The organism is Streptomyces sp. NPDC029122 (assembly GCF_055569445.1).
The window spans coordinates 211,906-234,880 of sequence record NZ_JBVHWK010000004.1 but is presented as its reverse complement, the minus strand read 5'-3'; the positions used below and the strand labels follow the sequence as shown (position 1 = coordinate 234,880).

General features: G+C 75.0%; 19 protein-coding genes. 7 read left to right on the top strand and 12 right to left on the bottom strand.

Features of this window, described 5'->3' with window-relative positions:
* Positions 1-41 precede the first annotated feature (41 nt).
* The 3 genes from ACZ4WZ_RS07610 (at position 42) to ACZ4WZ_RS07600 (ending at position 3,645) form a co-directional block, all read left to right on the top strand.
* Positions 42-449, top strand: coding sequence for a single-stranded DNA-binding protein (locus tag ACZ4WZ_RS07610; RefSeq protein ID WP_467886376.1), 408 nt, complete (start codon positions 42-44; stop codon positions 447-449).
* Positions 450-718: 269 nt separating this feature from the next.
* Positions 719-1,900 carry a TQXA domain-containing protein gene (locus ACZ4WZ_RS07605; protein WP_467886374.1) on the top strand — a complete coding sequence of 394 codons (1,182 nt, stop codon included), beginning with the start codon at positions 719-721 and terminating at the stop codon, positions 1,898-1,900.
* Between the two features lie 32 nt (positions 1,901-1,932).
* Positions 1,933-3,645 carry a phosphatase PAP2 family protein gene (locus tag ACZ4WZ_RS07600; protein WP_467886371.1) on the top strand — a complete coding sequence of 571 codons (1,713 nt, stop codon included), beginning with the start codon at positions 1,933-1,935 and terminating at the stop codon, positions 3,643-3,645.
* Here ACZ4WZ_RS07600 and ACZ4WZ_RS07595 read toward each other — a convergent pair.
* Positions 3,630-4,193, bottom strand: coding sequence for a hypothetical protein (locus ACZ4WZ_RS07595; RefSeq protein ID WP_467886369.1), 564 nt, complete (start codon positions 4,191-4,193; stop codon positions 3,630-3,632). The two genes, ACZ4WZ_RS07600 and ACZ4WZ_RS07595, sit on opposite strands and share 16 nt — an antisense overlap.
* Before the next feature lie 219 nt (positions 4,194-4,412).
* On the opposite strand from ACZ4WZ_RS07595, the gene ettA reads away from it, so the two are divergent.
* The 3 genes from ettA to ACZ4WZ_RS07580 are packed head-to-tail and all read left to right on the top strand — an operon-like array spanning position 4,413 to position 7,270.
* Entirely contained in the window at positions 4,413-6,077 is a 1,665-nt protein-coding gene (gene ettA, locus ACZ4WZ_RS07590; RefSeq protein ID WP_388938841.1) for an energy-dependent translational throttle protein EttA, read from the top strand.
* A gap of 9 nt (positions 6,078-6,086) precedes the next feature.
* On the top strand, positions 6,087-6,554 hold the full coding sequence (locus tag ACZ4WZ_RS07585; RefSeq protein WP_467886366.1) for an acyl-CoA thioesterase: 468 nt from the start codon (positions 6,087-6,089) through the stop codon (positions 6,552-6,554).
* Complete coding sequence (locus ACZ4WZ_RS07580; RefSeq protein WP_467886363.1) at positions 6,551-7,270, top strand: DUF8010 domain-containing protein; 720 nt, start codon at positions 6,551-6,553, stop codon at positions 7,268-7,270. The genes ACZ4WZ_RS07585 and ACZ4WZ_RS07580 overlap by 4 nt, the downstream gene beginning before the upstream one ends.
* Positions 7,271-7,282: 12 nt before the next feature.
* On the opposite strand, the gene ACZ4WZ_RS07575 is transcribed toward ACZ4WZ_RS07580, so the two are convergent.
* Positions 7,283-7,687, bottom strand: a complete 405-nt coding sequence (locus ACZ4WZ_RS07575; protein ID WP_388938846.1) for a globin — start codon at positions 7,685-7,687, stop codon at positions 7,283-7,285.
* 108 nt (positions 7,688-7,795) lie between these two features.
* Here ACZ4WZ_RS07575 and ACZ4WZ_RS07570 point away from each other — a divergent pair, with 108 nt between their 5' ends.
* Complete coding sequence (locus tag ACZ4WZ_RS07570) at positions 7,796-8,785, top strand: methyltransferase domain-containing protein (protein WP_467886360.1); 990 nt, start codon at positions 7,796-7,798, stop codon at positions 8,783-8,785.
* A 202-nt stretch (positions 8,786-8,987) separates the two neighbouring features.
* Here the strand turns inward: ACZ4WZ_RS07570 and ACZ4WZ_RS07565 are convergent, their stop codons facing one another.
* The 10 genes from ACZ4WZ_RS07565 to ACZ4WZ_RS07520 form a co-directional block, all read right to left on the bottom strand.
* Positions 8,988-9,992, bottom strand: coding sequence for an FHA domain-containing protein (locus tag ACZ4WZ_RS07565; protein WP_467886358.1), 1,005 nt, complete (start codon positions 9,990-9,992; stop codon positions 8,988-8,990).
* A gap of 16 nt (positions 9,993-10,008) precedes the next feature.
* Positions 10,009-11,334, bottom strand: a complete 1,326-nt coding sequence (locus ACZ4WZ_RS07560) for a VWA domain-containing protein (protein WP_467886355.1) — start codon at positions 11,332-11,334, stop codon at positions 10,009-10,011.
* Positions 11,335-11,372: 38 nt separating this feature from the next.
* Positions 11,373-12,881: a protein phosphatase 2C domain-containing protein gene (locus tag ACZ4WZ_RS07555; protein WP_467886352.1), complete on the bottom strand. Its 1,509-nt coding sequence runs from the start codon at positions 12,879-12,881 to the stop codon at positions 11,373-11,375.
* A gap of 3 nt (positions 12,882-12,884) precedes the next feature.
* Positions 12,885-15,785 carry a serine/threonine-protein kinase gene (locus ACZ4WZ_RS07550; protein ID WP_467886349.1) on the bottom strand — a complete coding sequence of 967 codons (2,901 nt, stop codon included), beginning with the start codon at positions 15,783-15,785 and terminating at the stop codon, positions 12,885-12,887.
* Positions 15,782-17,041 (bottom strand): hypothetical protein, encoded by a 1,260-nt coding sequence (locus tag ACZ4WZ_RS07545; protein ID WP_467886619.1) that lies wholly within the window; start codon positions 17,039-17,041, stop codon positions 15,782-15,784. The genes ACZ4WZ_RS07550 and ACZ4WZ_RS07545 overlap by 4 nt, the downstream gene beginning before the upstream one ends.
* A 116-nt stretch (positions 17,042-17,157) precedes the next feature.
* Positions 17,158-18,090, bottom strand: a complete 933-nt coding sequence (locus tag ACZ4WZ_RS07540; protein WP_467886617.1) for a glutamate ABC transporter substrate-binding protein — start codon at positions 18,088-18,090, stop codon at positions 17,158-17,160.
* Positions 18,091-18,239: 149 nt separating this feature from the next.
* The gene (locus ACZ4WZ_RS07535) at positions 18,240-19,646 is read right to left on the bottom strand and encodes a hypothetical protein (RefSeq protein WP_467886346.1); all 1,407 of its coding nucleotides are present in this window, start codon (positions 19,644-19,646) and stop codon (positions 18,240-18,242) included.
* Between the two features lie 178 nt (positions 19,647-19,824).
* The gene (locus ACZ4WZ_RS07530) at positions 19,825-20,877 is read right to left on the bottom strand and encodes an N-acetylglucosamine kinase (RefSeq protein ID WP_467886344.1); all 1,053 of its coding nucleotides are present in this window, start codon (positions 20,875-20,877) and stop codon (positions 19,825-19,827) included.
* Entirely contained in the window at positions 20,868-22,133 is a 1,266-nt protein-coding gene (locus tag ACZ4WZ_RS07525) for a 6-phospho-beta-glucosidase (RefSeq protein WP_467886341.1), read from the bottom strand. The genes ACZ4WZ_RS07530 and ACZ4WZ_RS07525 overlap by 10 nt, the downstream gene beginning before the upstream one ends.
* Before the next feature lie 5 nt (positions 22,134-22,138).
* The gene (locus tag ACZ4WZ_RS07520; protein ID WP_467886615.1) at positions 22,139-22,975 is read right to left on the bottom strand and encodes a carbohydrate ABC transporter permease; all 837 of its coding nucleotides are present in this window, start codon (positions 22,973-22,975) and stop codon (positions 22,139-22,141) included.

The window sequence follows — 22,975 nt, the reverse complement described above, 5'->3', positions numbered from 1 at the left end:
GATGGTCCGCACGGGTACGGAGCGCGGGGGAGGCTGCCGGGATGAACGACACCCTGGTGACGCTGGTGGGGCACGTGGCGACCCAGATCGACTTCAAGGAGACGGTGACAGGGCCGTCCGCGAGATTCCGCTTCGCTGTGACGCCCCGGTACTTCGACCGGCGCACCGACACCTGGACGGACGCCCCCACCAGCTTCTACACCGTGTGGGCGCGCCGGGTGCTGGCGGTCAATCTGGCCAGTTCCGTCTCGGTGGGGGAACCGCTGGTGGTCCACGGGCGTCTGCGGGTCCGGGAGGACCCGCCCGACGGCGAGGGCGTCCGCTGGTTCTCGGCGGACATCGACGCGATCGCCGTCGGACACGACCTCAACCGCGGAACGGCGGCCTTCCGCAGGGTCGTCAGGACGGACACGCCACTGATGGGCCCTCAGAAGGCGGCGGTGGTCTGAGTGTTCGAGGCGGCTAGGATTCCCCGGTACTCACGGGCACCTTGGTCTTCGGCCCGAAGGGGAGAACTGTGCCGATTGCTGTTCCCGCATCCTCCGCATCCTCCGCATCCCGCGCGGCGTCCACCGCGCCGGCGGGCGAACCGGCCTCCGCGCCCACCGTCCCACCCGCGGCCGGACCGGACGGGCCTCAGGTTCCGCTTCCAGCCGGTGCCGCCGCCGGCCCCGCCACGGCCGCCGCCGGAGCCGCAGCGGGTGGGGTACGGGGCTCCGTGCGCCGGCCGCTGGCGGCGGCCCTGCTGGCCGCGGCCCTCACCGCCGCACCCGGCGCCCGCGCCGCGGCGGACTCCGGCCCGGCCGCCGCCGGACGGGGGGCCGGGGGCGCGAGCGCCGTGCTCGACGGCCTCAAGACGTACGGGCAGGCGGTCCTGCGCGCCGGGGACGGCTCGGTCCGGCAGATCCCGGCCGGGCTGTACGAGATGCGGGTCGACGGCGGCGGCATGCTCCAGACGTACGGAGTCGGGGTCGCCGGCTACGCGCAGCCCCAGGCCCGGTACACGGAGAGCGGCTGGAGCGGCAGCCCCCTCGCCGGGAACGCCGAGGCGGGCCGGATCCGCTGGGTGCTGGAGCACTCCTATCCGCAGCACAACGACCTGGCCGGACTGGCGAAGGCGGCCGGGGCCGCGGCGCTGACCGCCGAGAGCGCGGCGGCCGGGACGCAGGTGGCGATCTGGCGCCTGGCCGACGGGGCGCAGGTGGAGGCGGCCGACCCGGCGGCGGAGATGCTGGCCGACTACCTCCAGCGGGAGGCCGGCCGGCTGCCGGAGCCGCCGGCCTCGCTGGGACTGGACCCCGGCCAGGTGTCGGGGCCGCTGACGGGCGCCGTCGGCACCCGGCTGGGCCCGGTCACCGTCCGGACGGGGGCGCAGAGCGTGACCGTCACCCCGGACGCGGCCGCCACCGCCATGGGGGTGCGGGTGGTCGACGCCGAGGGGCGGCCGGTGGCCTCCGCGGCGAACGGCAGCCGGCTGTACTTCGAGGTGCCCGCCGGCACCCCGGACGGGACGGCCTCGGTGACCGTGCACGGCTCCACGAAGGTGCCCGTCGGGCGGGTCTTCACCAGCGGGATCCCGGCCGAGGCGCAGATCGTGGCCGGCTCCAGCGAGTCCGCGGCGGCCGCCACCGCCAAGGCGGTCTGGCCGCAGCCGCCGGCCGTCCCTGCGGACACCGTCGGAACGCTGGGCCAGCTGTCCGGTACCTCCGAGGTGGCGACGGCCGCCGAGCCGGCCTCGGCCGGGCCGGACTCCCCGGACGAGGAGCGGCTGGCGACCAGCGGCAGCTCCGCGGCCACGCCGGTGATCGCCTCCCTCGCGGTCGGACTCGTGGTGCTGGGCGGCATGGTCGTCCTGCTGCTGCGCAAGCGGCCGCTGGAAGGGGAGGAAGGCGAGGGGTGATTCCGTCCGGCGACCCGGGGTAGAGGCGGAACGTGGCTGATCAGAAACTGACCTGGCGGGGCACGTTCGCGGCCTGGGACCGGCGGCTGTTCGACGCCGTGGCCCAGCGGCACTGGCCCGGCGCCGAACGGGCGCTGCCCGCGCTGGGGCGTGCCGCGAACCACGGGGTGCTGTGGGGCGCGACCGCGGCGGCGATCACCGTCGTCGGCTCGCCGCGGGCCCGCAAGGGGGCGCTGACCGCGGCCGCCTCGCTGGCGCTGGCCTCGGCGACCATCAACACCGTCGGCAAGTGGTCCGTGCGGCGGCCCCGGCCGCTGCTGGAGGGGGTGCCCCTGGTGCGGCAGCCGGTCGTGCCGCCGTGGACGACCTCCTTCCCGTCCGGGCACTCCGCTTCGGCCGCCGCCTTCACCGCGGGCCTCGCCCTGGAGTCTCCCGGCTGGGGGGCCGCGGTGGCCCCCGTGGCCGCGTCGGTGGCCTTCTCCCGGGTCTACACCGGCGTGCACTACCCGTCGGACGTGCTGGCGGGCGCGGCGCTCGGGGTCACGGCCGGGTTCGTCGTACGCGGCATCGCGCGCGGCGCCGAGCAGGCGCGGACCGTTCCGGGCCACGAGCGCCCGGAGGCGGGGGCGCCCGCACTGCCGGACGGGGCCGGGCTGACGGTCGTGGCGAACACCTCGTCGGGGACGCCCCGGTCCGAGGTGCTCGACCTCGTACGGGCGCTGCTGCCGAAGGCGGAGGTCGTGGAGTGCGCCGGGGACGGGCTGGAGGCCGCGCTGGCGGACGCCGCCTCCCGGGCCACCGTGCTCGGGGTGTGCGGCGGCGACGGCACGGTCAACGCCGCCGCGACCGCCGCCCTGCGGGCCGGGATCCCGCTGGCTGTCTTCCCCGGCGGCACCCTGAACCACTTCGCGCTGGACCTCGGCCTCGCCGGCCCGGAGGACACCTGCCGCGCCGTCACCGCCGGCCAGGCGGTCCGCGTCTCGGTGGGCCGCTTCACCCCGGCCCCGGCCACCGCCCCGGCGACGGGCCCGTCCGGCACGACGGCCTCGGGCCCCGGGCCCGCTCCGACCCCCGCCGCCGACCGGGCCCCCGGCGCTGCGTCGGCCTCCGGCCCCGGATCGGACGCTGGCCCTGTGTCTGATCCCGGCGCTGCGTCCGGCTCCGGGTCCGGGTCCGGCCCTGCGACGGCCTCCGGCTCCGGACCCGGGGCGGCGGGTGGGGCCCGGGGCGTTTCCGCCGAGGGCGGGGACGGGGCCCGGTACTTCCTGAACAACTTCAGCATCGGGGCCTATCCCGAGCTGCTGCGGCACCGGCTGCGCTGGGCGCCGCGGATCGGGGGCGGGCCCGCCGCGGTGCTGGCCGCCTGGCGGGTGCTGCGGGCCGAGCGGCCCGTACGGCTGACCCTGGCCGGGCGCCCCCGGAGCGCGTGGCTGCTCTTCGCCGGCAACGGCACCTACCAGGGCACCGGCCCCGCCCCCCGCCGGCGGGCGGGCGTCGGCGAGGGCGTGCTCGACCTGCGCGTCGTCCACGGCGGCGGCCGTCCCGGCCCGCGCCTGCTGGCCGCTGCCTTCGCCGGCCCCCTCAGCCGGTCCCCCGTCCACGTGGCCACCCGGCTGCGCACCCTGCGCGTGGAGGACATCCCGCCCGGCACCCCGCTCGCCTACGACGGCGAGTACGCCCAGGCCCCCGCCGCGCTCGTACTCGAGTCGCTCACCGACGCCCTGGTCGTCTACCGCCCCCGCTGAAGGCGGGCGTCCGTCCCGAGGTCGGCCCGCATCAGGGCGCGCATCCCCTTCCACCGCTCCCCGAGCCGCAGCAGGTTGGCCTTGACCTCCTGGAAGGAGCCGTCCGGTGCCGGGTCGCCCTCCTCCAGCCGCAGGATCAGGTAGAAGGCCTCGGAGAGCCGCTCGGTCGTGGCGTCCAGCTCGGCCACGACCGCCTCGGACCCCACCAGCTGCGCCTCCGCGAAGGCCACGTGCATCGCCTGGCGCGCGTCTTCCAGGGCCGCCCGGCCGTCCGCCGTGACCTGCGCCTTGTGGACGAGCCACAGGAAGTTCATCAGCTCGATCCGGTAGCGCCGGTACCCGGTCGTGGCCGCCACGTAGCAGGCGCGGCGGACGTCCAGCTCGGACGCCCGCTGCTCGCGCAGCCACTGGCTCTCGGCCATCCGTTCCTGCCGCTCGAACTGCTCGGACTGCACCCGGCCCACCAGCCGCTGCGTCAGCAGCGGCGCGAAGAGCGTGCCCGTCATGCCGATGAGCGCTATCGCGAGCGGCAGCGGCCAATTGCCCACAAGGACTCCCCCGAGCGTCGTACCCGTCGTACCCGTCACACCGGTCGTGCCGGTCGTGCCGGTCGGTCGTACCTGTCATACCAGGCGTACCCAGGGTCACCATGCCCAGGCCAGGCACCCCCCGGTGTCCGGCGGGACTCGGACGGGTTTCCCCCGGGGGATGGACGTACGGCAGTATGGGGTGTATCTGCCCACCATCGATCTGCCGGACGGTTTCTCTTGGCTGAGTACATCTACACCATGCGCAAGACGCGCAAGGCGCACGGTGACAAGGTGATCCTCGACGACGTCTTCCTGAACTTCCTGCCGGGGGCGAAGATCGGCGTTGTCGGCCCGAACGGCGCCGGCAAGTCCACCGTCCTGAAGATCATGGCGGGCATCGAGCAGCCGTCCAACGGCGACGCCTTCCTGTCGCCCGGCTACTCCGTCGGCATCCTCATGCAGGAGCCGAAGCTCGACGAGTCCAAGACGGTCCTGGAGAACGTCGAGGACGGCGTCGCGGAGATCAAGGGCAAGCTCAACCGGTTCAACGCGATCGCCGAGGAAATGGCGACGAACTACACCGACGAGCTCATGGAGGAGATGGGCAAGCTCCAGGACGACCTGGACCACGCCAACGCGTGGGACCTCGACGCCCAGCTGGAGCAGGCCATGGACGCCCTGGGCTGCCCGCCCGGCGACTGGCCCGTCACCAACCTCTCCGGTGGTGAGAAGCGCCGCGTGGCCCTCTGCAAGCTGCTGCTGGAGGCCCCCGACCTGCTGCTCCTCGACGAGCCCACCAACCACCTCGACGCCGAGTCCGTGAACTGGCTGGAGCAGCACCTGGCCCAGTACAAGGGCGCCGTCGTGGCCGTCACCCACGACCGCTACTTCCTCGACAACGTCGCCGAGTGGATCCTCGAGCTCGACCGCGGCCGCGCCCACCCCTACGAGGGCAACTACTCCACCTACCTGGAGAAGAAGGCCGAGCGCCTCAAGGTCGAGGGCAAGAAGGACGAGAAGCGCGCCAAGCGCCTCAAGGAAGAGCTGGAGTGGGTCCGCTCCAACGCCAAGGGCCGCCAGGCCAAGTCCAAGGCCCGCCTCGCCCGCTACGAGGAGATGGCGGCCGAGGCCGACAAGATGCGCAAGCTCGACTTCGAGGAGATCCAGATCCCGCCGGGCCCGCGCCTGGGCTCGATCGTGGTCGAGGTCAACAACCTCTCGAAGGCGTTCGGCGACAAGGTCCTCATCGACGACCTGTCCTTCACGCTGCCGCGCAACGGCATCGTCGGCATCATCGGCCCGAACGGCGCCGGCAAGACCACGCTCTTCAAGATGATCCAGGGCCTGGAGGCCCCGGACTCCGGCGAGATCAAGGTCGGCGAGACCGTCAAGATCTCGTACGTCGACCAGGGCCGCGCCAACATCGACCCCAAGAAGTCCCTCTGGGCGGTCGTGTCGGACGAGCTGGACTACATCAACGTCGGCAACGTCGAGATGCCGTCCCGCGCGTACGTCAGCGCCTTCGGCTTCAAGGGCCCGGACCAGCAGAAGGCCGCCGGCGTGCTCTCCGGCGGTGAGCGCAACCGCCTGAACCTCGCGCTCACCCTCAAGCAGGGCGGCAACCTGCTGCTCCTCGACGAGCCCACCAACGACCTCGACGTCGAGACCCTCGGCTCGCTCGAGAACGCGCTGCTGGAGTTCCCGGGTGCGGCCGTGGTCGTCTCCCACGACCGCTGGTTCCTGGACCGGGTCGCGACGCACATCCTCGCCTACGAGGGCGAGTCGAAGTGGTTCTGGTTCGAGGGCAACTTCGAGTCCTACGAGAAGAACAAGGTCGAGCGGCTCGGCCCGGACGCCACCCGTCCGCACCGCGCCACCTACAAGAAGCTCACCCGGGGCTAGGCCGCAGCCATGGCCAGACACCACTACCGGTGCCCCCTCCGCTGGGCGGACATGGATGCCTTCGGGCACGTCAACAACGTCGTCTTCCTCCGCTACCTGGAGGAGGCGCGCATCGACTTCATGTTCCGCCTGGCGCCGGGGGAGGGCAGCGACTCCTTCACGGGCGGCTCCGTCGTGGCCCGTCACGAGATCGACTACAAGCTGCCCCTCGTGCACCGTCACGAGCCGGTGCTGATCGAGTCCTGGGTGACCCGGATCGGCGCCGCCTCCCTGACCATCCGCTACGAGGTCAAGGACGAGGCGACCGAGGACACCCCGGAGACCGTCTACGTCCGTGCCGAGACGGTGGTCGTGCCCTACAACCTCGCCGAGGGGCGGCCCCGCCGCATCACGGCCGAGGAGCGGCACTTCCTCGAGCAGTACCTCGACACGCCCGAGAACGCTCCGGCGGCCGCCGAAGGGCGCCTCGCGGCATGAACGGACAGCTGCGCCTCGCCGACTCCGGGGAGGCGGCGGACCTCGCCGCCTTCCTGGGCCGGCTGGTGCACTACGACCGCGCCGCCGCGGTCCGCCTGCAGGCGCGGGCGGGCGGCGGCGCGCTCGCCGTCTTCGGGCGGCCGCCCTCCTTCGAGGTGCTGGCCGTCCGCACCGCACGCCTCGCCGAGCCCCTCGCGACCCCGCTGGACGTCACCGTCTCTGCGGGCGAGCTGCTGGAGGCCGTGGACGAGGACGGTGCCGCCGTCACCGTCCCCGGCGCGGTCACCGGCCCGCCCTGGACGGGGGTCCTGCCGCCCCGCGGCGGCTGGCAGCCGGTCCCCGGCCTGCCCGGCCCCGAGGCGGTACGGGACGCCGTCGCCGCCGCCGTCGCCGAGTTCCGGGCCCGCGACGAGGCCCTGCCCCCGCAGCACCGGACCCGCTCCGAGCGGGACCGCATCGGCCGCGAGATCTGGTCGCGGACCCTGGGCGACACCGAACTGCCGCTGCGCGCCGTGCACGCCGCCCAGTCGCTGGGCTTCCTGCGGCCGGTACGCACCACCGTGCCCGCCGGCGCCCCCGCCGCGGGCGCTCCCGCCCCGGTGGCCCTGTTCGCCTCCGGCGGCTGGCTCCGGCTCAGCACCCCGTACGGGTCCGTCGCCACCCGCCGCCCCGGAGGCACCGGAGGGCTGGGCACCCTCCAGGTACGGCCGGTCTAGTACTCCGCGGGACTATCCCGGGGTGTTGATCATCGAGGCGGCCGCGTAGGTCAGGTACCGCCACAGCTGCGCCTCGTGCTCCGGCGCCAGGCCCAGCTCGTCCACCGCCACGCGCATGTGGCCCAGCCACGCGTCGTGCGCGGCCGCGTCCACCTGGAACGGCGCGTGCCGCATGCGCAGCCGCGGGTGCCCCCGGTCGCGGCTGTACGTCGTCGGGCCGCCCCAGTACTGCATCAGGAACAGCGCGAACCGCTCCTCGGCGGGCCCGAGGTCCTCCTCCGGGTACATCGGGCGCAGCAGCGGATCCCCCGCGACCCCCTGGTAGAAGCGGTGGACCAGACGGCGGAAGGTCTCCTCGCCGCCGACCTGCTCGTAGAAGGTCGTCTCCTGCACCGTGCTCTGCGGATCGTCATTCACCCGTCCATCGTCTCAGACGCCCGGACGGAGGACGCCGGTCCCAGGACCACGGGCGACGGCCCCCGCCGAGAGGTCGCCTCCGGAGCCCGCCCGCAGCACAGTGGAGACATGAGCACGGCGAAGGCCGGGAAGAGGGACCTGCGCGCGGTCGCGCACGCCGCCCAGGTACGGGAACTCACAGCCGCCGGTGTGCTGGAGGACCCGGCCTGGCGGGCGGCGTTCGCCGCCGTGCCCCGGCACCTGTTCGTACCGTACTTCTGGACCGGCCGTGGAGCCGGGCACGAGCGGCTGTGGGCCGAGGACCCGGACCCCGAGCACCGGGCCCGCTGGCTGCGCGGGGTGTACACGGACGCCCCGCTCGCGACGAGGCTGCGCGACGGCGAGCTGGTCTCCTCCAGCAGCCAGCCCTCCCTGATGGCGAAGATGCTGCACGCGCTGGACGTGCGCGACGGGCACAACGTGCTGGAGATCGGTACCGGGACCGGCTACAACGCGGCCCTGCTCTGCCACCGGCTCGGCGACGAGCACGTCACCACGGTGGACCTGGACGAGGAGATCACCGAGTCGGCACGCTCCCACCTGGCGCTGCTCGGCTACCGGCCCACCGTCGTCACCGGGGACGGGGCGCGCGGCTGCCTGGCCCGGGCGCCCTTCGACCGGATCCTGGTGACCTGCACCCTGCCGCTGATCCCGCCCGCCTGGCTCGGACAGTGCCGGCCGGGGGCGCGGATCCTGGCCCCGCTGTCGACCGGGCTGATCGCGCTCACCGTCCGGGACGCCGCCTTCGCGGAGGGCCGCTTCCTGCACACCTCCGCGTACTTCGTCCCGCTGCGCGGCGCCACGGCCGCGCCGGGACCCCCCGGGGCGACCGGGCCGCTGCACGGGATCCCGTACGAACTGGTGGAGAACGAGCGCTTCCAGTTCCTGCTGATCCTGACGGCGGGAGTGCTCCACCCCCGCGAGGCGCTCGACCTGTGGCGCGGCGAGGGCCGCCCGGCGCGCGAGCGGTTCGGCGTCACCGTCACCCCGGAGGGGCAGTGGGCCTGGCTCGACGATCCCCAGGGGCCCTACGTGTGGCCCCTGGGGGAGGAGACCTGAGCGGGCCGGACTAGGCCGTCTCTTCCGGATCTTGCTCCCCCAGCTACCGCTGGGAGGTGCCCCCACACCCGCGCCGCCCGGTACCGCACCTCGCCGCGTTGTCGCGGCACCCGAGGACGTCCAGTAATCGGGAGCCGCTCCGCCTTGCGATGCACGGCACCGGACGACGCGGGCTTAACCGGCAAGATCCGAAAGAGACGACCTAGCCGCGGCGGACGGTGATGGTGGTCCAGGCGCCGACGTGGACGCGGTCGCCGTCGGCGAGGGGTACCGGGACGTACGGCTGGATGGGCTCCTCGCCGCCGTTGATGGTGGTGCCGTTGGTGGAGTTCTGGTCGACCACGGCCCAGGTCAGGTCCGGCTGCTGGACGAGCACGGCGTGCTGGTGGGAGACGCCCGGGTCCTCCGGCGGCACGGACAGGTCGATGTCGGGGGACTCTCCCGTGGAGGCGCGGCGGCGGCCGATGGTGATCTGGCCCCCGGAGAGCGGAAGGTGCAGTTCCGGGGAGTACGCGGGCAGGTTGAGGGCGGCGGCCTCGGGACCGCTGCGCCGCATCATGGCCGTGAAGTACGAACGGTCGGGGCCGATCGTCGCCGACCAGGAGGCGCCGCCGTTCAGGTCGGGGACGGACTCCTGCCGCGCCGGCGGCGACGGCTGCGGCTGTGGGTACGCGGCCGGCTGGTACTCGGGCTGCGGGTCGGGCTGCTGGTACTCCCGCTCTACCGGCTGCGGCCGCGCGGGCCGTTCCGGGGCGGGCGGCTGGAGCAGCCAGTCGTCCTCGCCCTGGAGCGGCTCCGCCGGGCGGTTGACCCGCGACGGGCGGGAGCCCTGGTAGTCGAAGTGGTCCTGGGAGAACACCGGCTGGGGCGGAACCGGCGGCGGGGGCGGGGGCGGCGGCGTGCCGACCGTGCCGGGACCGGCCTCCGCAGCGTACGGAGTCGCCGTGCGGGTGAGGAAGTTGTACCGGCACTCCTCGCAGAAGGGGGCCATCGCCTCGCGCGGGGTCCGGCACCGCGGGCACAGCTCGGCCTGCGCGGTCGGCTCTCCGCCGGTGGGCGGGTAGCCGTAGCCGTGGGTGGGCGCCGCGGAGGTGCCCGCGGGGGCGGCCATCCGGTGGCCGCAGACCTCGCACCAGTCGTCGGAGGCGGACTGGTGGCCGTTCGGGCAGGTCGGCATCGCGGCGGCTCCCCCTTCTCCCTGCGTCATCGCGTCAGGCTTCTTCTCAGGTCTTCTTCACTCGGACGGTCTGCGTCGAACGCGTTTCAAGGGTCATCTCGTCGGCATCGGCGACCTTCGCCTTCAGCCGCACAGTACCCGCCACCGCGTCCACGACATCCACCACCTTCGCGAGCAGTTTCGCGGTGTCGGCGTTGCCGGAGGCGCTCGCCAGCTGGACGGCACGGCCCAGTTTCGCCGTCGCGCCGTCGACATCGCCCATTTTGCGGGCTTCCAGCCCCTGCTGGATAGCCTCCGCGAGCTCCGCCTGGCCCGTGTAGTGCGCCACCTGCGGGCTGATGGCCGTCGAAGCGGCCAGGTCGTCCGTCCACACCGCCCGGACCAGCCCCTGGGCGAGCGGCGGACGCGGCTCGCCGTCCGGCCCGGGCAGGACGAGCGAGGCCCGGGCGGCCAGCATCTCCTGGCCGACGGAACCGCCGGGCACCCGGACGCACACGTGGTACTCGCGGGACTCGTCGCCCCAGGAGCCCGTCGGGTAGTCCCCGGCGCGCGGGCCCGCCCCGGTGCGGCGGCCCGTCAGGTCCTGGACGGAAGGCGAGACCTGCTTGACGTACTGGATCTCCGCGCCGACCGGGGTCCACAGGCGCAGCGCGACGTCCGCGACCTCCTTGCCCATGACCTTCTCCATCATGCGCGTGAAGTCCTCGGCGAGACGCGCCGGATCGGCGACGATGTCGGCGGAGCCGAGCAGCGCGCTCGCGATCCCCGTCACCTCCTTCACCTCCCAGTCCGTGCCCACCCCGCGCGCGTCGCAGGTGAAGCGGCCGGCGCAGGCCTCGAGGGTGGCGCGCAGCACCGCCGGGTCCTCGTGCTCGTTGCGGCCGTCGGTGAGCAGGATGCCGTGCCGGATCGGGGCCGGGGTCCGGCGCAGCAGGCCGTCGGCGAGCCGCAGCCAGGTCCCGATGGCCGTGCCGCCGCCGGCGTGCAGGCCGCGCAGGGCCTCCTTGGCCTGGGCGCGGGTGGCCGGTCCGGCGGTGGCGAGGCCGCCCCGGCCCGGGTAGACCTCCTTGGCCTCGTGCGTGCCGGCGATCACGGCGAAGGCCGTGCCGTCGCGGAGGGTGTCGATCGCGGCGGCGGTGGCCTCGCGGGCGCCGCGCATCTTGTCGGGCGGGTACTCCATGGAGCCGGAGCAGTCCACCATGATCACGACGGCCGCGTCCTGGCCGGGCGCGTACGCGGCGGTGGCCGTGGCTCCGCCGGTGGAGGTGACCGTCACGATGGCGTGCACGTCGCGCCCGCCCGCGGGCAGGAACTCGTTCTGGTACACCTCCACGCTGAAGCGGGGGGCGCTCGGTTTGGCGAAGTTCGCCATCGGTTGGACTCCTCCTCCGGGCCGGCTGGGGCGGGCGGTCAGCCCTGGGGGCGGACCTGCGGTTCCGCTTCGGGTTCCGCTTCCGGTCGCGCGGGTGCTTCCGCATGCGTTTCCGTCCGCGCCTCCGGCGGGGCCTCCGCCGGGTCGCCGAAGGGCACGACGGCGACGGTGATGTTGTCGTGGCCGCCCCCGTCCAGGGCGTGTCCCACCAGTACCTGCGCGCTGTGCAGCGGGCGGGCGGCGGCGTCCGCCGGCAGGAGCCGGGCCATCTCCCGCGCGGACTCGGCGTAGTTCCACAGGCCGTCGGTGCAGACGACCACCACGCCGGGGTGGTCGGGTCTGAAGCTGGCGGTGTGCGGTTCGAGGTCGTACGCGTCGGCCCCGAGCCAGCCGGTGATGGCGTGGGCCCGGACGTCGGCGTAGGCCTCGGCCTCTCCCATCAGGCCCGCCGCGACCATCTGGGCGGCCCAGGAGTCGTCCTCGGTGAGCCGGCGGGCCAGGGCGGCGCGGTCGTCCGGCACCCAGTAGGCGCGGCTGTCGCCGACCCAGCCGATGGTCAGCACACCGCCGCTGACGACGGCCCCGACGAGCGTGCAGGCGGGGGCGTTCTGCGCGCCGGGCGCCGGCGGGGCGAGGGCGGCCACCGCGGCGGCCGCCGCGAGAATCGCCCCGTGCATCGCCTCGGCCGGGTTGGCGCCGCGCGGAAGGGCTTCGAGGAGCGCCTCGTTGGCGGCGCCGGCGGCGGCGGCCGACGCCTCGTCGGGGCGGCTGGCGGAGGAGACGCCGTCGCAGACGATGGCGACGGTGGCCGCGGAGCCGTCGGGCAGGGCGGTGGCCGACACGGCGAAGGAGTCCTCGTTGCGGTGGTGGCGCAGGCCGCGGTCGCTGACGGCGGCGACGCTGCAGAGCTCCTCCTCCAGGTGGTCCCGCTCCCGGGGCTGCGCGTGGCCGCAGTGCTCGCAGTACCCGTCGGTGTCGACGTGCCCGGCGCGGCAGGCGACGCAGGTCCTGCCCTCGCCCTGCGGGGTGCCGGACGGGGCCTCCCGCGCGGCGCCGCCGTACGGCTCCTCGGGCGTGGTGCCGGGCGCGTCGTGGCGGCCGCCGCCGGCCGCATATGGGTCTTCCCGCGCGGCGCCGCCGTACGGCTCCCCGGGCGCGGCGGCGGAGGCCCAGGGGGCGTCCGGCCCGGTCTCCCCCTCCCATCCGGGTGCGGGCACCCCGTACCCGGCGGGTCCGCCGTAGCCCGGGACGGCGTGGTGCGCGGCCCCGGCCGGGACGGGGGCCGGCTCGGCGGCGCCGGGTGCGGGGACGCCGGAGCCGGGCCGCTCCGGGGCCACGGCCGCCGGGGTCTCGGCGGGGTCGGACGCCGGGGGCTCGTGCCCGGCCCGGTCCGCCACGCCCCGGGTGGGGGTGACCGGGAGGGTCGGGGTGGGATCCGTGGCGGGGGGCGCGGCGGAGAGGGCGTATCCGCATACGCCGCAGAAACGGTCACCCTCCTCCAGGGGCTCCGCGCAGCTGGGGCAGCCCGACGGCCGATGCATCGACATCACTCACACCCACGTCCGGGGACGGAAACGGTTTGCCCGTTCCACCAGTTCGATCCGCTCCTCGCCCCGCTGCGCCAGCCGGGCGAGGACGCGGTAGGAGCGTTCCAGGCCGAAGCGCAGCCCCCGCTCGTCCAGTTGACTGCCGAGCAACGAGGTCCGGCCGGGGTCGGCACCCCGGCTGCCCGACAGTACCCAGTCCAGGGCGGAGCCCAGGACCTCCGTCGCCAGCCGCTCCTGCCGCTCCGGGTCCAGGCCGAACCGCCGCAGCGCCTCCACCTGGTCGGAAGCCGCCGCGAGGTCGGCCAGCAGCTCCTCCTGCGGGGAACGGTCGCGCAGGCGTGCCCGTACCGCCGCCACCCGTGCGGCGGTGTAGTGGATCGACGCCTCCGGTACGGATTCCAGGGTGCGCACCGCCGCCTCCCGGTCGCCGGCCGCGAGCTGGACCCGGGCCAGCCCGAAGGCCGCGCTCACGAAGCCCGGGTCGGTGATCCACACGAGCCGGTAGTACTCGGCGGCGTTGTCCAGCTGCCCCAGGATCTCCGCGCACAGCCCGAGCGCCAGCTTCGGCGCGGGCTCGCCCGGGAAGGCGTCGTAGACGGCGTCGAAGGACAGGGCCGCTATCTCGTCGTCTCCCGTGGCCAGGGAGGCGATCCCGCGCGCCCACACCACCCGCCAGTCGTCCGGGTACCGGGCCTCCAGCTGGGCCAGGGCGTCGCCGGCGACGGCCAGTTCGCGCAGCTCGAGCCGGGCGCGCAGTTCCCGCAGCCGCAGTTCGACGGAGTCGGCCGGCGCCGCGCCGAGGGCGCCCAGCAGGTCGGCGGGCGCGGAGGCGAGCAGGCCGGCGAGGAAGCCGGCATTGGGGTCGGCGGGGTCCACCAGCGGCACCGGCAGGGCCAGTGCGGTGTCGCGGGCGTCGAGGGCCGCGAGCCCGGCGGTGGCCGGCGGCGGCGTGCGCGGGGCCGGGAGCGGCGGCAGCGCGTGCGCGGTGGCCGGCGGCGCCTGCCGGGGCCCGGGCACGGCGGCCCCGGCGACGTGCGTGGCGGTGGTCGAGAGCGCGGGCAGCGCCGCGCCGCCCCCCGCGGGGGAGGCTCCGGCGGGCGGAGCGGGCACGGCGGCGGCACCGGCCGGCCCGGCCCGCCCCGGCACGCCGGCCGGAACGGGCGCCGGCCCGTGCGCCACCGCCAGCCCGTGCGCCACCGCCGGCCCGTGCGCGACGCCCGGCCCGTGCGCCACCGTGGGACCCGCACCCGTGCCCTGCCCGGGAACCGCCGCGGACGGCGCGCCCGCCGGGGACACCGCACCGGCCGCACCCGCAGCACCCGCCGCACTCGCGCTCCTGGTGCGCCGGCCGAACAGCCCGCCCCGCCCGGCCGCCACGGACCGCACCCCCAGCCGGGACACCTCCGCCCCCGGCGCGTCCGCGTACAGCCGGGTGTCCGGAACCCGCAGTTCCGGCCCGAAGAGCGTCGACAGCTGCGGCCGCGGCCGGCCCGTCTGCAGCGCGACCACCTCCCGCAGCACACCCGTCAGCTGGTCCGCCATCTCCTGCGCGGACGCGAACCGGCGCCGCGGATCCGGATCGGTCGCCCGTACCAGCAGCCGGTAGAAGGACTCGTACCGCTGGAACACCTCGATGTGCTCCGGATCCGGCAGCGAGTCCACGAACACGTTCGTGTAGCCCTGGAAGTCGAAGGTCAGCACCGCCAGGGTGCGCGCCACCGTGTACAGGTCCGAGGCCACCGAGGGACCCAGCTCCGCCACCTCGGGCGCCTGATAGCCCACCGTGCCGTAGATGGCCGACTCCTCGTCGTCCATCCGCCGGACCGCGCCCATGTCGATCAGCTTCAGCTGGTCCTGCTGCTGGATCGCGTTGTCGACCTTGAAGTCGCAGTACAGGAGGTTGCGGCTGTGCAGGTGCCCGAGGGCCTCCAGGGCCTCGATCCCGTACGCGCAGGCCTGCTCCACCGGCAGCGGATCGCGCCGCCCGTCAGGCCGGCGCCGCTCGTTGGCGATCTCCTTCAGCGACTTGCCGCCCACGTACTCCATGACGATGTACCCGTCCAGCGAACCGGTCCGCTGGTCCAGGTGCTCCACGAAGTTGTAGATCCGCACGATGTTGGAGTGCTCGATCTCCGCGAGGAAGCGCCGCTCGGAGATCGCCGCCTCCATCGCGTCCTGGTCCCCGGTGTCGAGCAGGCCCTTGAGCACCACCCACCGGTCCGACACCGCCCGGTCCACCGCCAGGTAGACCCAGCCGAGCCCGCCGTGCGCGAGGCAGCCCGCCACCTCGTACTGGCCGTGCACCACGTCCCCGGCGCGCAGCTTCGGCACGAAGGAGTACGGGTGCCCGCACTTGGTGCAGAAGCCCTCCGTGCGCCCCGGCCGGTCCCCGCGCGCCCGGCCCACCGGAGCCCCGCAGTCCGAGCGCGAGCAGAACCGCTTGCGCTCCGGCACCTCCGGGTTCTCCAGCACCGCCGCCGACGGATCCGGACGCGGCACCTCGGGCACGCTGACCAGCCCCGCGCCCAGCCGGCCGCGCCCCGACGAGGACGCGGCCGAGCCCGAACTGCGCACCGACACCGACCGGCTGGACGCGCTGCCGGCCAGCGAACGCGACAGCCGGCCGGACACCGAACGGCGCGAGGAGGAGGAGCGCGAGGACCGCGACGAACGGGCCGAGGCCGAGGAACGGCCGGAACCGCGCGAACCCGCCGAACCCCGGGAGTCGCCGTGCCGGGCGGCGCTCGTCATCCCGGTCGGCGGCGACACCAGCTCCTCCGCGCCCGCGGCGACCGCACCCACCGGCGCGAGCCCGCAGGTGTCGCAGTAGAGCCCGCCGCCGCCCATGTCCTCGTACGCACCCGGGCAGCCGGGGCGAAGGCAGGGCGTTCCGATCGGCGTCATGCCTCCTCCTCCCCCGGCCGCGCGGGCCGGTGTTCCTGCGACGTCAGGGCCTCCGCCGTCGCCTGCTGGTAGCGCCGGACCGCCTGCTCCGCGGCCCGCAGGTCGCAGGGCGCGCTCCACAGCATCCGCCGGGCCGCGTCGTACCGCTCGATCAGCAGCGGGTCCTCCGCCATGCCGTGCCGGGCCGCCTTCGCCTTGTACGCGTCGAGCCGCCCGCGCAGCTCGGCCCGTACCGCCAGGGGCGCCGTCACCGCCGTCAACGATTCACGGGCCCGCCGCAGTTCCTCCTCGGCCCGGTCCTCCAGAGCGTCCAGCAGCGGGGACAGCCGGTGCCACTGCGACCGCCGCCGGTACTCGGCCGCCGCCGCCAGCTGTTCCTGGAGGGCCGTCGGCGGGCCGCTGACCGCCGGCACCTCCGACGCCGCGATCTTCGCCAGCACCTCGCCGCGCGCCGCCCGCGCCTCCGCCAGGGTCCGGTCGGCGCGCGACAGCAGGTCCCGTACCGCGATCAGCCGCTGTTCCGCGTCCTGCCGTACCGTCAGGACCGCTTCCACCTCCCGGCGTACGTCGTCCAGCGCGCGCGCAGCCCGGTCGTAGCGGGCGGTGTCCGGACGGCCCCCGCCCGGGGCGGAACTCCCCGCCGCCGGCACCCAGAAGGCCAGCGGGTCGGCGATCACCGCCTCCCGCAGCCGCGTCAGCTCGGCGGTGATCTCCTCCAGGTCGTCCCCCGAGGGGTGCTCGCCCGGCCGGACCCCCACCGAGTGCGCCAGCGAACGCGTCCGGTGCAGCTCGGCGGCGAGCAGGTCGATCCGCGCGGGCAGCGCCGACCACACCGCGTCGGCGGCGACCACCACGTCCAGGGCGGACGCGTACAGCTCGTTCATCCGGGCCACCAGCTCGGCCAGCGAGAAGCGCTCCGCCAGCGCCGCGCCCTCCACCCCGGCCCCGGCGATCGTCACCCCGGGCCCGCGCAGCCGCTCCGTCAGCTCGGCCAGGTCCTCCCGGCTCGGCCAGCGGCGCCGCTCGCGGATCTTCCGGGCGGCGGCCAGCGCCCCGCTGTAGGCGTCGAAGTACGTCCACAGCCGGGTCACCGACGCGTCGGCGGCGGCCCACCGCTCCTTGGTGACCCCGCTCAGCGCGGCCCCCTCCAGCAGCCGCCGTCCCGCGTGGTCCTGGAGCGCGAGCAGGGAGGTCTCGACGGCCTCGTGCTCCGCGCCCAGGCGGGCCAGCGCCCGGTCGACGTCGTCCCGGTCCATCACCGCCGGCCCCGCCCCCGGCAGGGGCGCACGGAGCTCGCTCGGATGGGGCCCGCCCGTACGGGGCCCGCTCGTGTAAGGCTCGCTCACGTACCGCTCCGAATCCGCCATGTGCCTCAGCCGTCCCGGTACTTGGGCGCCGGCGGCACGCTGGCCTTCGGCAGGACGTCCTCAAAGTGCTTCCTGTAGGAGGTCGCCCACGGGCTCTGGTCACCGCCCGCCCGGAAGTTCTCCAGCACCTTGTTCACCCGGCGCACCAGGTCGGAGGCGTCCTTGTTCATCGCCACCCCGTAGAACTCGCGGGTGAAGGGCGCCCCGACCAGCTGGACCGACGGGTCCTGCGCCGCCTGCCCGGCGGCCAGCGCGTTGTCCGTGATGATCCCGTCCACCTCGCCCAGCTGGAGCCGCACCAGGCAGTCCAGCTGGTTCGGCACCGACACCCCGACCGACCCGTACGACCGGGACCTCAGGGCCGCCTCCGCCGTGGAACCGGCCGCCGTGCAGATGCGGCGGCCCTTCAGCGAGGCGTCGTACCCGGTGATCGGCGAGCCCTTGGGGGCCAGCACCTGCTGGCCGGCCTCGAAGTAGGCCGTCGAGAAGGCCACGTCCTCCAGGCGCTTGCAGTTGATCGTCATGGTCCGCACGACGATGTCGACCCGGCCCTCCTGGAGCGCCGGGACGCGCTGACTGGTCGGGATGGCCCGGTAGATGACCAGGTCCTCACTGCCCAGGATGTCCTTCGCTATCGCCTTCACCAGGTCGATGTCGAAACCGTCCAGGCGGCCGTCCGGATTGCGGTAGCCCCACTTGAAACTGTTCTGGTCCACGCCCGCCACGAGCTTGCCCGCCTTGCGGATCCGCTCGATCGCCGGGCCGTCCAGCCCCGACGGGCGCAGGCTGGCCTCCGGGTCCTGGCAGGTGTCGGCCGGCTGGTACGGGGCCGCGGCCACCGAAGCCGGCTCGCGGACCGTCCCGGGCCCGCCCGCCGCCGGGGACCCGGCCAGCGGCAGCAGCACCGCCGCCGCCGTCACCCCGCAGGCCGCGGCCATGGCGCTGACCCCGCCCCAGCCGCGCAGCCGGCCGGCCGCGCGCCGCACCCGGGCCGCGCCGGACGGCCGCGGCACAGTGCCCTCCGCCTCCCGCGGCGTCCCGTACGGCTCGTTCCGCTCCGGCCGTGTCCCTCGTATCCGCATCGATCTCACCTGTACTCCGAAAGCCTGCGACCGATGCCGAGGAGGGCCGCCGCCGCGCCGGCGAGCGCCAGCACCGCCGCGCCCGTCACCAGCCCGCCCAGCGCGCCGAGCCCGTCCCGGGCGGCCAGGGTGAACTGCTTCTGCTCATGGGCCACGGCCCGCTCCAGGGAGGCGTCCACCGTGTCGAACGAGGCCCCGCTGCTGTCCTTGTGCCGCTCGTCCCCGATGACCTGGAGCAGCGCCTGCTCGTAGTCGCCCTTCATATCGGCGTCCCGGGCCGCCGCGTGCCGCTGCTTCCACTGCGCCACGCCCGCCACGGCCTTCGAGACCGGCTCGCGGCCGCTCCCGTCGTCCGCCAGCCGCAGCGCCCGCGCCAGACCCGCGTCGAGCTGCTTCATGTTCTTCTCGTAGTCCACGTCGTACTTGTCGGACTTCTTGTCCTCGGCCAGTACGGCGCCCCGCGCGATCAGCGTCAGGTTCTCGTTCGCCCGCGCCTGGAGCGAGGCGATCCGGGCGTCGTTGAGCACCTTCAGGGACTCCTGCCCGTCCGCCCTCGCCTCGCCCAGCCCGGCCCGCGCCACCGACTGCCCCACCGTCAGCCACAGCAGCGCCGCCGCCGCCGCGGCCGTCGCCGCCAGCATTCCGTGGTTGAAGACCCGGTTGGTCCGCCGGTACGTGCGCCGCTGCGCCCACACCAGGGCGCCCAGCGCGAGCACGCCCGCGCCCGTCGCCGCCACCGGCCAGGACCGGGCCTCGTCGTAGTCCGTGTACAGCCGGCCCGTCTCCGCCTCGTACAGCCGCTGGGCCGCGGGCAGCAGCACCGTGCTCATCTGCTCGTTGGCGTGGCGCAGGTAGGCGCCGCCCAGCGGCAGGCCCTGCCGGTTCGTCGCCCGGGCCTGCTCGATCAGCCCGGTGTAGCGGGGCAGTTGCTCGCCGAGCAGCGCGATCTCCTTGCGCGACTCCCCGCCGGCCCCGGTGTTGGCGGCCGCGCTCACCAGCAGCCGGGAGGCGTTCGCGATGTCCTTCTCGTAGCGCTGGCGGACCTCCCGGGGCTCCTGGGCGCCCGCGAGGAAGCCGCTGGAGGAGGCCGTGTCGGCATCGGCGAGGGAACGGTAGATGCTCGCCGCGTCCGCGCTCAGCGGCTGGCTGCGGTCCACCACGTCCTCCGCGGCCGTGACCCGGCCGGAGACCTCCCACACCGCCACCGCGCCGAACAGGACGACCAGGGCGGCCAGTACCGCACCGATGATCCGCAGCCGGCCCGGCTCGGTCGTCGCCGCGGCGCGCAGCCGCTCCACGCCCTCCGCCCAGGCGGTACCGCGCCCCTGCGGCGCGGGCGGTCTCCCGGCCGGTCCGGCGGGCGCCCCGGAGGTACCGCCCCCGGGCGCCGGCGCGCGTGTCGTGATGGCCACCGTGACCTCCCCCTCGGTCCCTCTGCTCCGCAGCAGTATGGCCGTAGTGGCGCCCGGCCACAGCACCCGGTGCCCGATCTTGGACGATCCCCCCTCCCGGGCCGCCCCGGCCGTCGCCGCGCCTGCTCCTACCCTTGCGGATCCCCCCGTCACCCTTCACCGTCGATGCCCTTCACCGTCAATACGCCTCAGCGGCCCCCGTGGTTCCGGCCGCCGCGGTGCCCGGCGCGGGTTCACTCAAATGGGTAAGCAGCCTCGCCGCGGCCCCGGCCGGCGCGCCCAGGGCGTCCAGCCCCAGCAGGGCGGCCCCCAGCACCGGCGGGGCGGTGACCACCGACACCCGGGCCCGGGGCGCGCGGACGGCCAGCAACTCCTCGATGCGGCCGTTCAGCTGCGGGTGCCGGGCCGCGAGCACACTGCCGCCCAGCAGCACCGGCACCTCCCGCTCCAGCAGCCCGAGCCGCTCCAGGGCCACCGAGGCCATCGCCACCACCTCGTCGGCCTGCCGCTCCACGAGCGCCGAGGCCACCGGATCCCCCGCCGCCGCCACCGCGAACAGCACCGGCACCAGCTCGTGCAGCCGCTCCCGGGCCAGCGTGCCCAGGTGCGCCGCCTCGATCAGCGCGGCCATCGACGCCAGCCCGAAGTGCCCGGGCAGGGCCGTCGCCAGAGCCGTCGGCCCGCCCCGCCCGTCCTCGGCCCGCGCCGCCCACCACAGGGCCTCCTGCGCCAGGCCGCCCCCGCCGCCCCAGTCCCCGGAGATCTGCCCGAGGGCGGGGAAGCGGGCGGTGCGCCCGTCGGGCAGCATGCCCACGCAGTTGATGCCCGCCCCGCAGACCACGGCGACCCCCAACGGGGCGTCCACTCCCGCCCGCAGGATCGCGAAGGTGTCGTTGCGCACCTCGGTGGCCGCGCCCCAGCCGCGCGCCGCGACCGCCTCGGTGAGCCGGCGTTCCTCCACCGGCAGGTCCACGTTGGCCAGACAGGCCGAGACCCGGGCGACACGCGGCACCCCGGGCAGCCCGGCGGCCGCGGCCGCCGCCGAGACGGCTTCGGCGAGCACGTCCACGGCCGCCTCCACACCGGTCCGGGGCGGCTGGAAGCCCCCGGCACGCCCGGTGCCGAGGACCGTGCCGTCGGCGGCGACGAGCGCGGCGTCGGTCTTGCTGTTGCCGGCGTCGATCGCGAGGACGGCGGGGCCGCAGTGGGCGGCGGGGACGGCTACGCCCACGGCAGGTGCTCCTTGTTGTGCGCGAGCAGCCGGTCGGTCAGCCCCTCGGCCAGGTCGTACTGTCCGACGAGCGGATGGGCGAGGAGGGCCTTGAGGACCCGCTCGCGCCCGCCGCGCAGGGCCGCGTCCAGCGCCAGGTCCTCGTAGGCGCTGACGTGCGCGACCAGCCCGGCGTACAGGGGATCGAGCCGGGGCACGGGCAGCGGTACCGGGCCGTCGCCGCCGACCCGCGCCTGGACCTCGATCACGGCGTCGTCCGCCAGGAAGGGCAGCGTCCCGCCGTTGCGGGTGTTGACGACCTGGACGGACGGTCCGCCGCCGCCGAGCAGGGCCGCCGCGAGGTCCACGGCCGCCTCCGAGTAGAAGGCCCCGCCCCGCCGGGCCAGCAGCGCGGGCTTCTCGTCGAGCGCGGGATCCGCGTACAGGGCGAGGAGTTCCCGCTCCATCGCGGCGACCTCGGCGGCCCGCGAGGGCTTCTCGCCGAGTTCCCGTACCACCTGGTCGTGCGCGTAGAAGTAGCGCAGGTAGTAGGAGGGCACCACGCCGAGCCGGTCCAGCAGCGCCCGCGGCAGGTGCAGGTCGGCGGCGACGGCGTCCCCGTGCTCGGCCAGCAGGCGCGGCAGCGCGTCGGGACCGTCCGGGCCGCCGAGGCGCACCCCGAGTTCCCAGGTCAGGTGGTTGAGGCCGACGTGGTCGAGGTGGACCTCGGCGGGCGCCACGCCCAGCAGAGCGGCGAACTTCCGCTGGAAGCCGATGGCGACGTTGCACAGCCCGACCGCCTTGTGCCCGGCCCCGAGCAGGGCCCGGGTGACGATCCCGACCGGGTTGGTGAAGTCGATGATCCAGGCGTCCGGGGCGGCCCGGCGGACCCGCTCGGCGATGTCGAGGACCACCGGGACGGTCCGCAGGGCCTTGGCGAGCCCGCCCGCACCGGTGGTCTCCTGGCCGACGCAGCCGCACTCCAGGGGCCAGGTCTCGTCCTGGAGCCGGGCCGCCTGCCCGCCGACGCGCAGCTGGAGCAGCACCGCGTCGGCGCCGGCCACGCCCGCGTCCAGGTCGGAGGTGGTGGTGACGCGCCCCGGGTGGCCCTGGCGGGCGAAGATCCGCCGGGCCAGGCCGCCGACCAGCTCCAGCCGTTCGGCGGCGGGGTCGATCAGTACGAGTTCGCCGACGGGCAGGGTGTCGCGCATCCGTGCGAAGCCGTCGACCAGTTCGGGCGTGTAGGTGGAACCGCCGCCCACCACTGCGAGTTTCATCGGGATCAGCCTTTCACGCCGGTCAGGGTGACTCCCTCGACGAACGCCTTCTGGGCGAAGAAGAAGAGGACGATCACCGGGGCCATGACGAGCGCCGTCGCCGCCATGGTCAGGTTCCAGTTGGTGTGGTGCGCCCCCTTGAAGGACTCCAGGCCGTAGCTGAGGGTCCAGGCGGCCGGGTTGTCGGAGGCGTAGATCTGCGGGCCGAAGTAGTCGTTCCAGGCGTAGAAGAACTGGAACAGCGCGACGGCCGCGATCCCCGGCCTGGCCATGGGCACCACGACGCGCAGCAGGACGCGGACCTCGCCGCAGCCGTCCAGTCGGGCCGCGTCGAGGTACTCGCCGGGGATGGTCAGCAGGAACTGGCGCAGCAGGAAGATGGCGAAGGCGTCGCCGAACGCCAGTGGCACGATCAGCGGCCACAGGGTGCCGGACAGGTCGAGCTGCTTCGCCCAGAAGAGGTACATGGGGATGACGGCCGCCTGGGGCGGCAGCATCATCGTGGCGATCACCAGGAGCAGCGCGAGCCGCCGGCCGCGGAAGCGGAACGTGGCGAGGGCGTAGGCGACGGGCAGCGAGGAGACCACGGTCAGCACGGTCCCCAGCCCCGCGTACAGCAGGGTGTTGCGCCACCAGGTCAGGAAGCCGGGGGTGTGCCAGACCTGCGCGTAGTTGCCCCACTCCCAGGTGCGCGGCCACAGCTCGCGGGTCAGGGCCTGCTGGTCGCTCATCAGGGAGGTGAGGAAGAGGAAGACGAAGGGGAGGACGAAGAACAGGGCGGCGGCGACGGCCAGGGCGTGCACCCCGACCCAGTGGAGCACGGCCTTGCGGTGGTGGCGCAT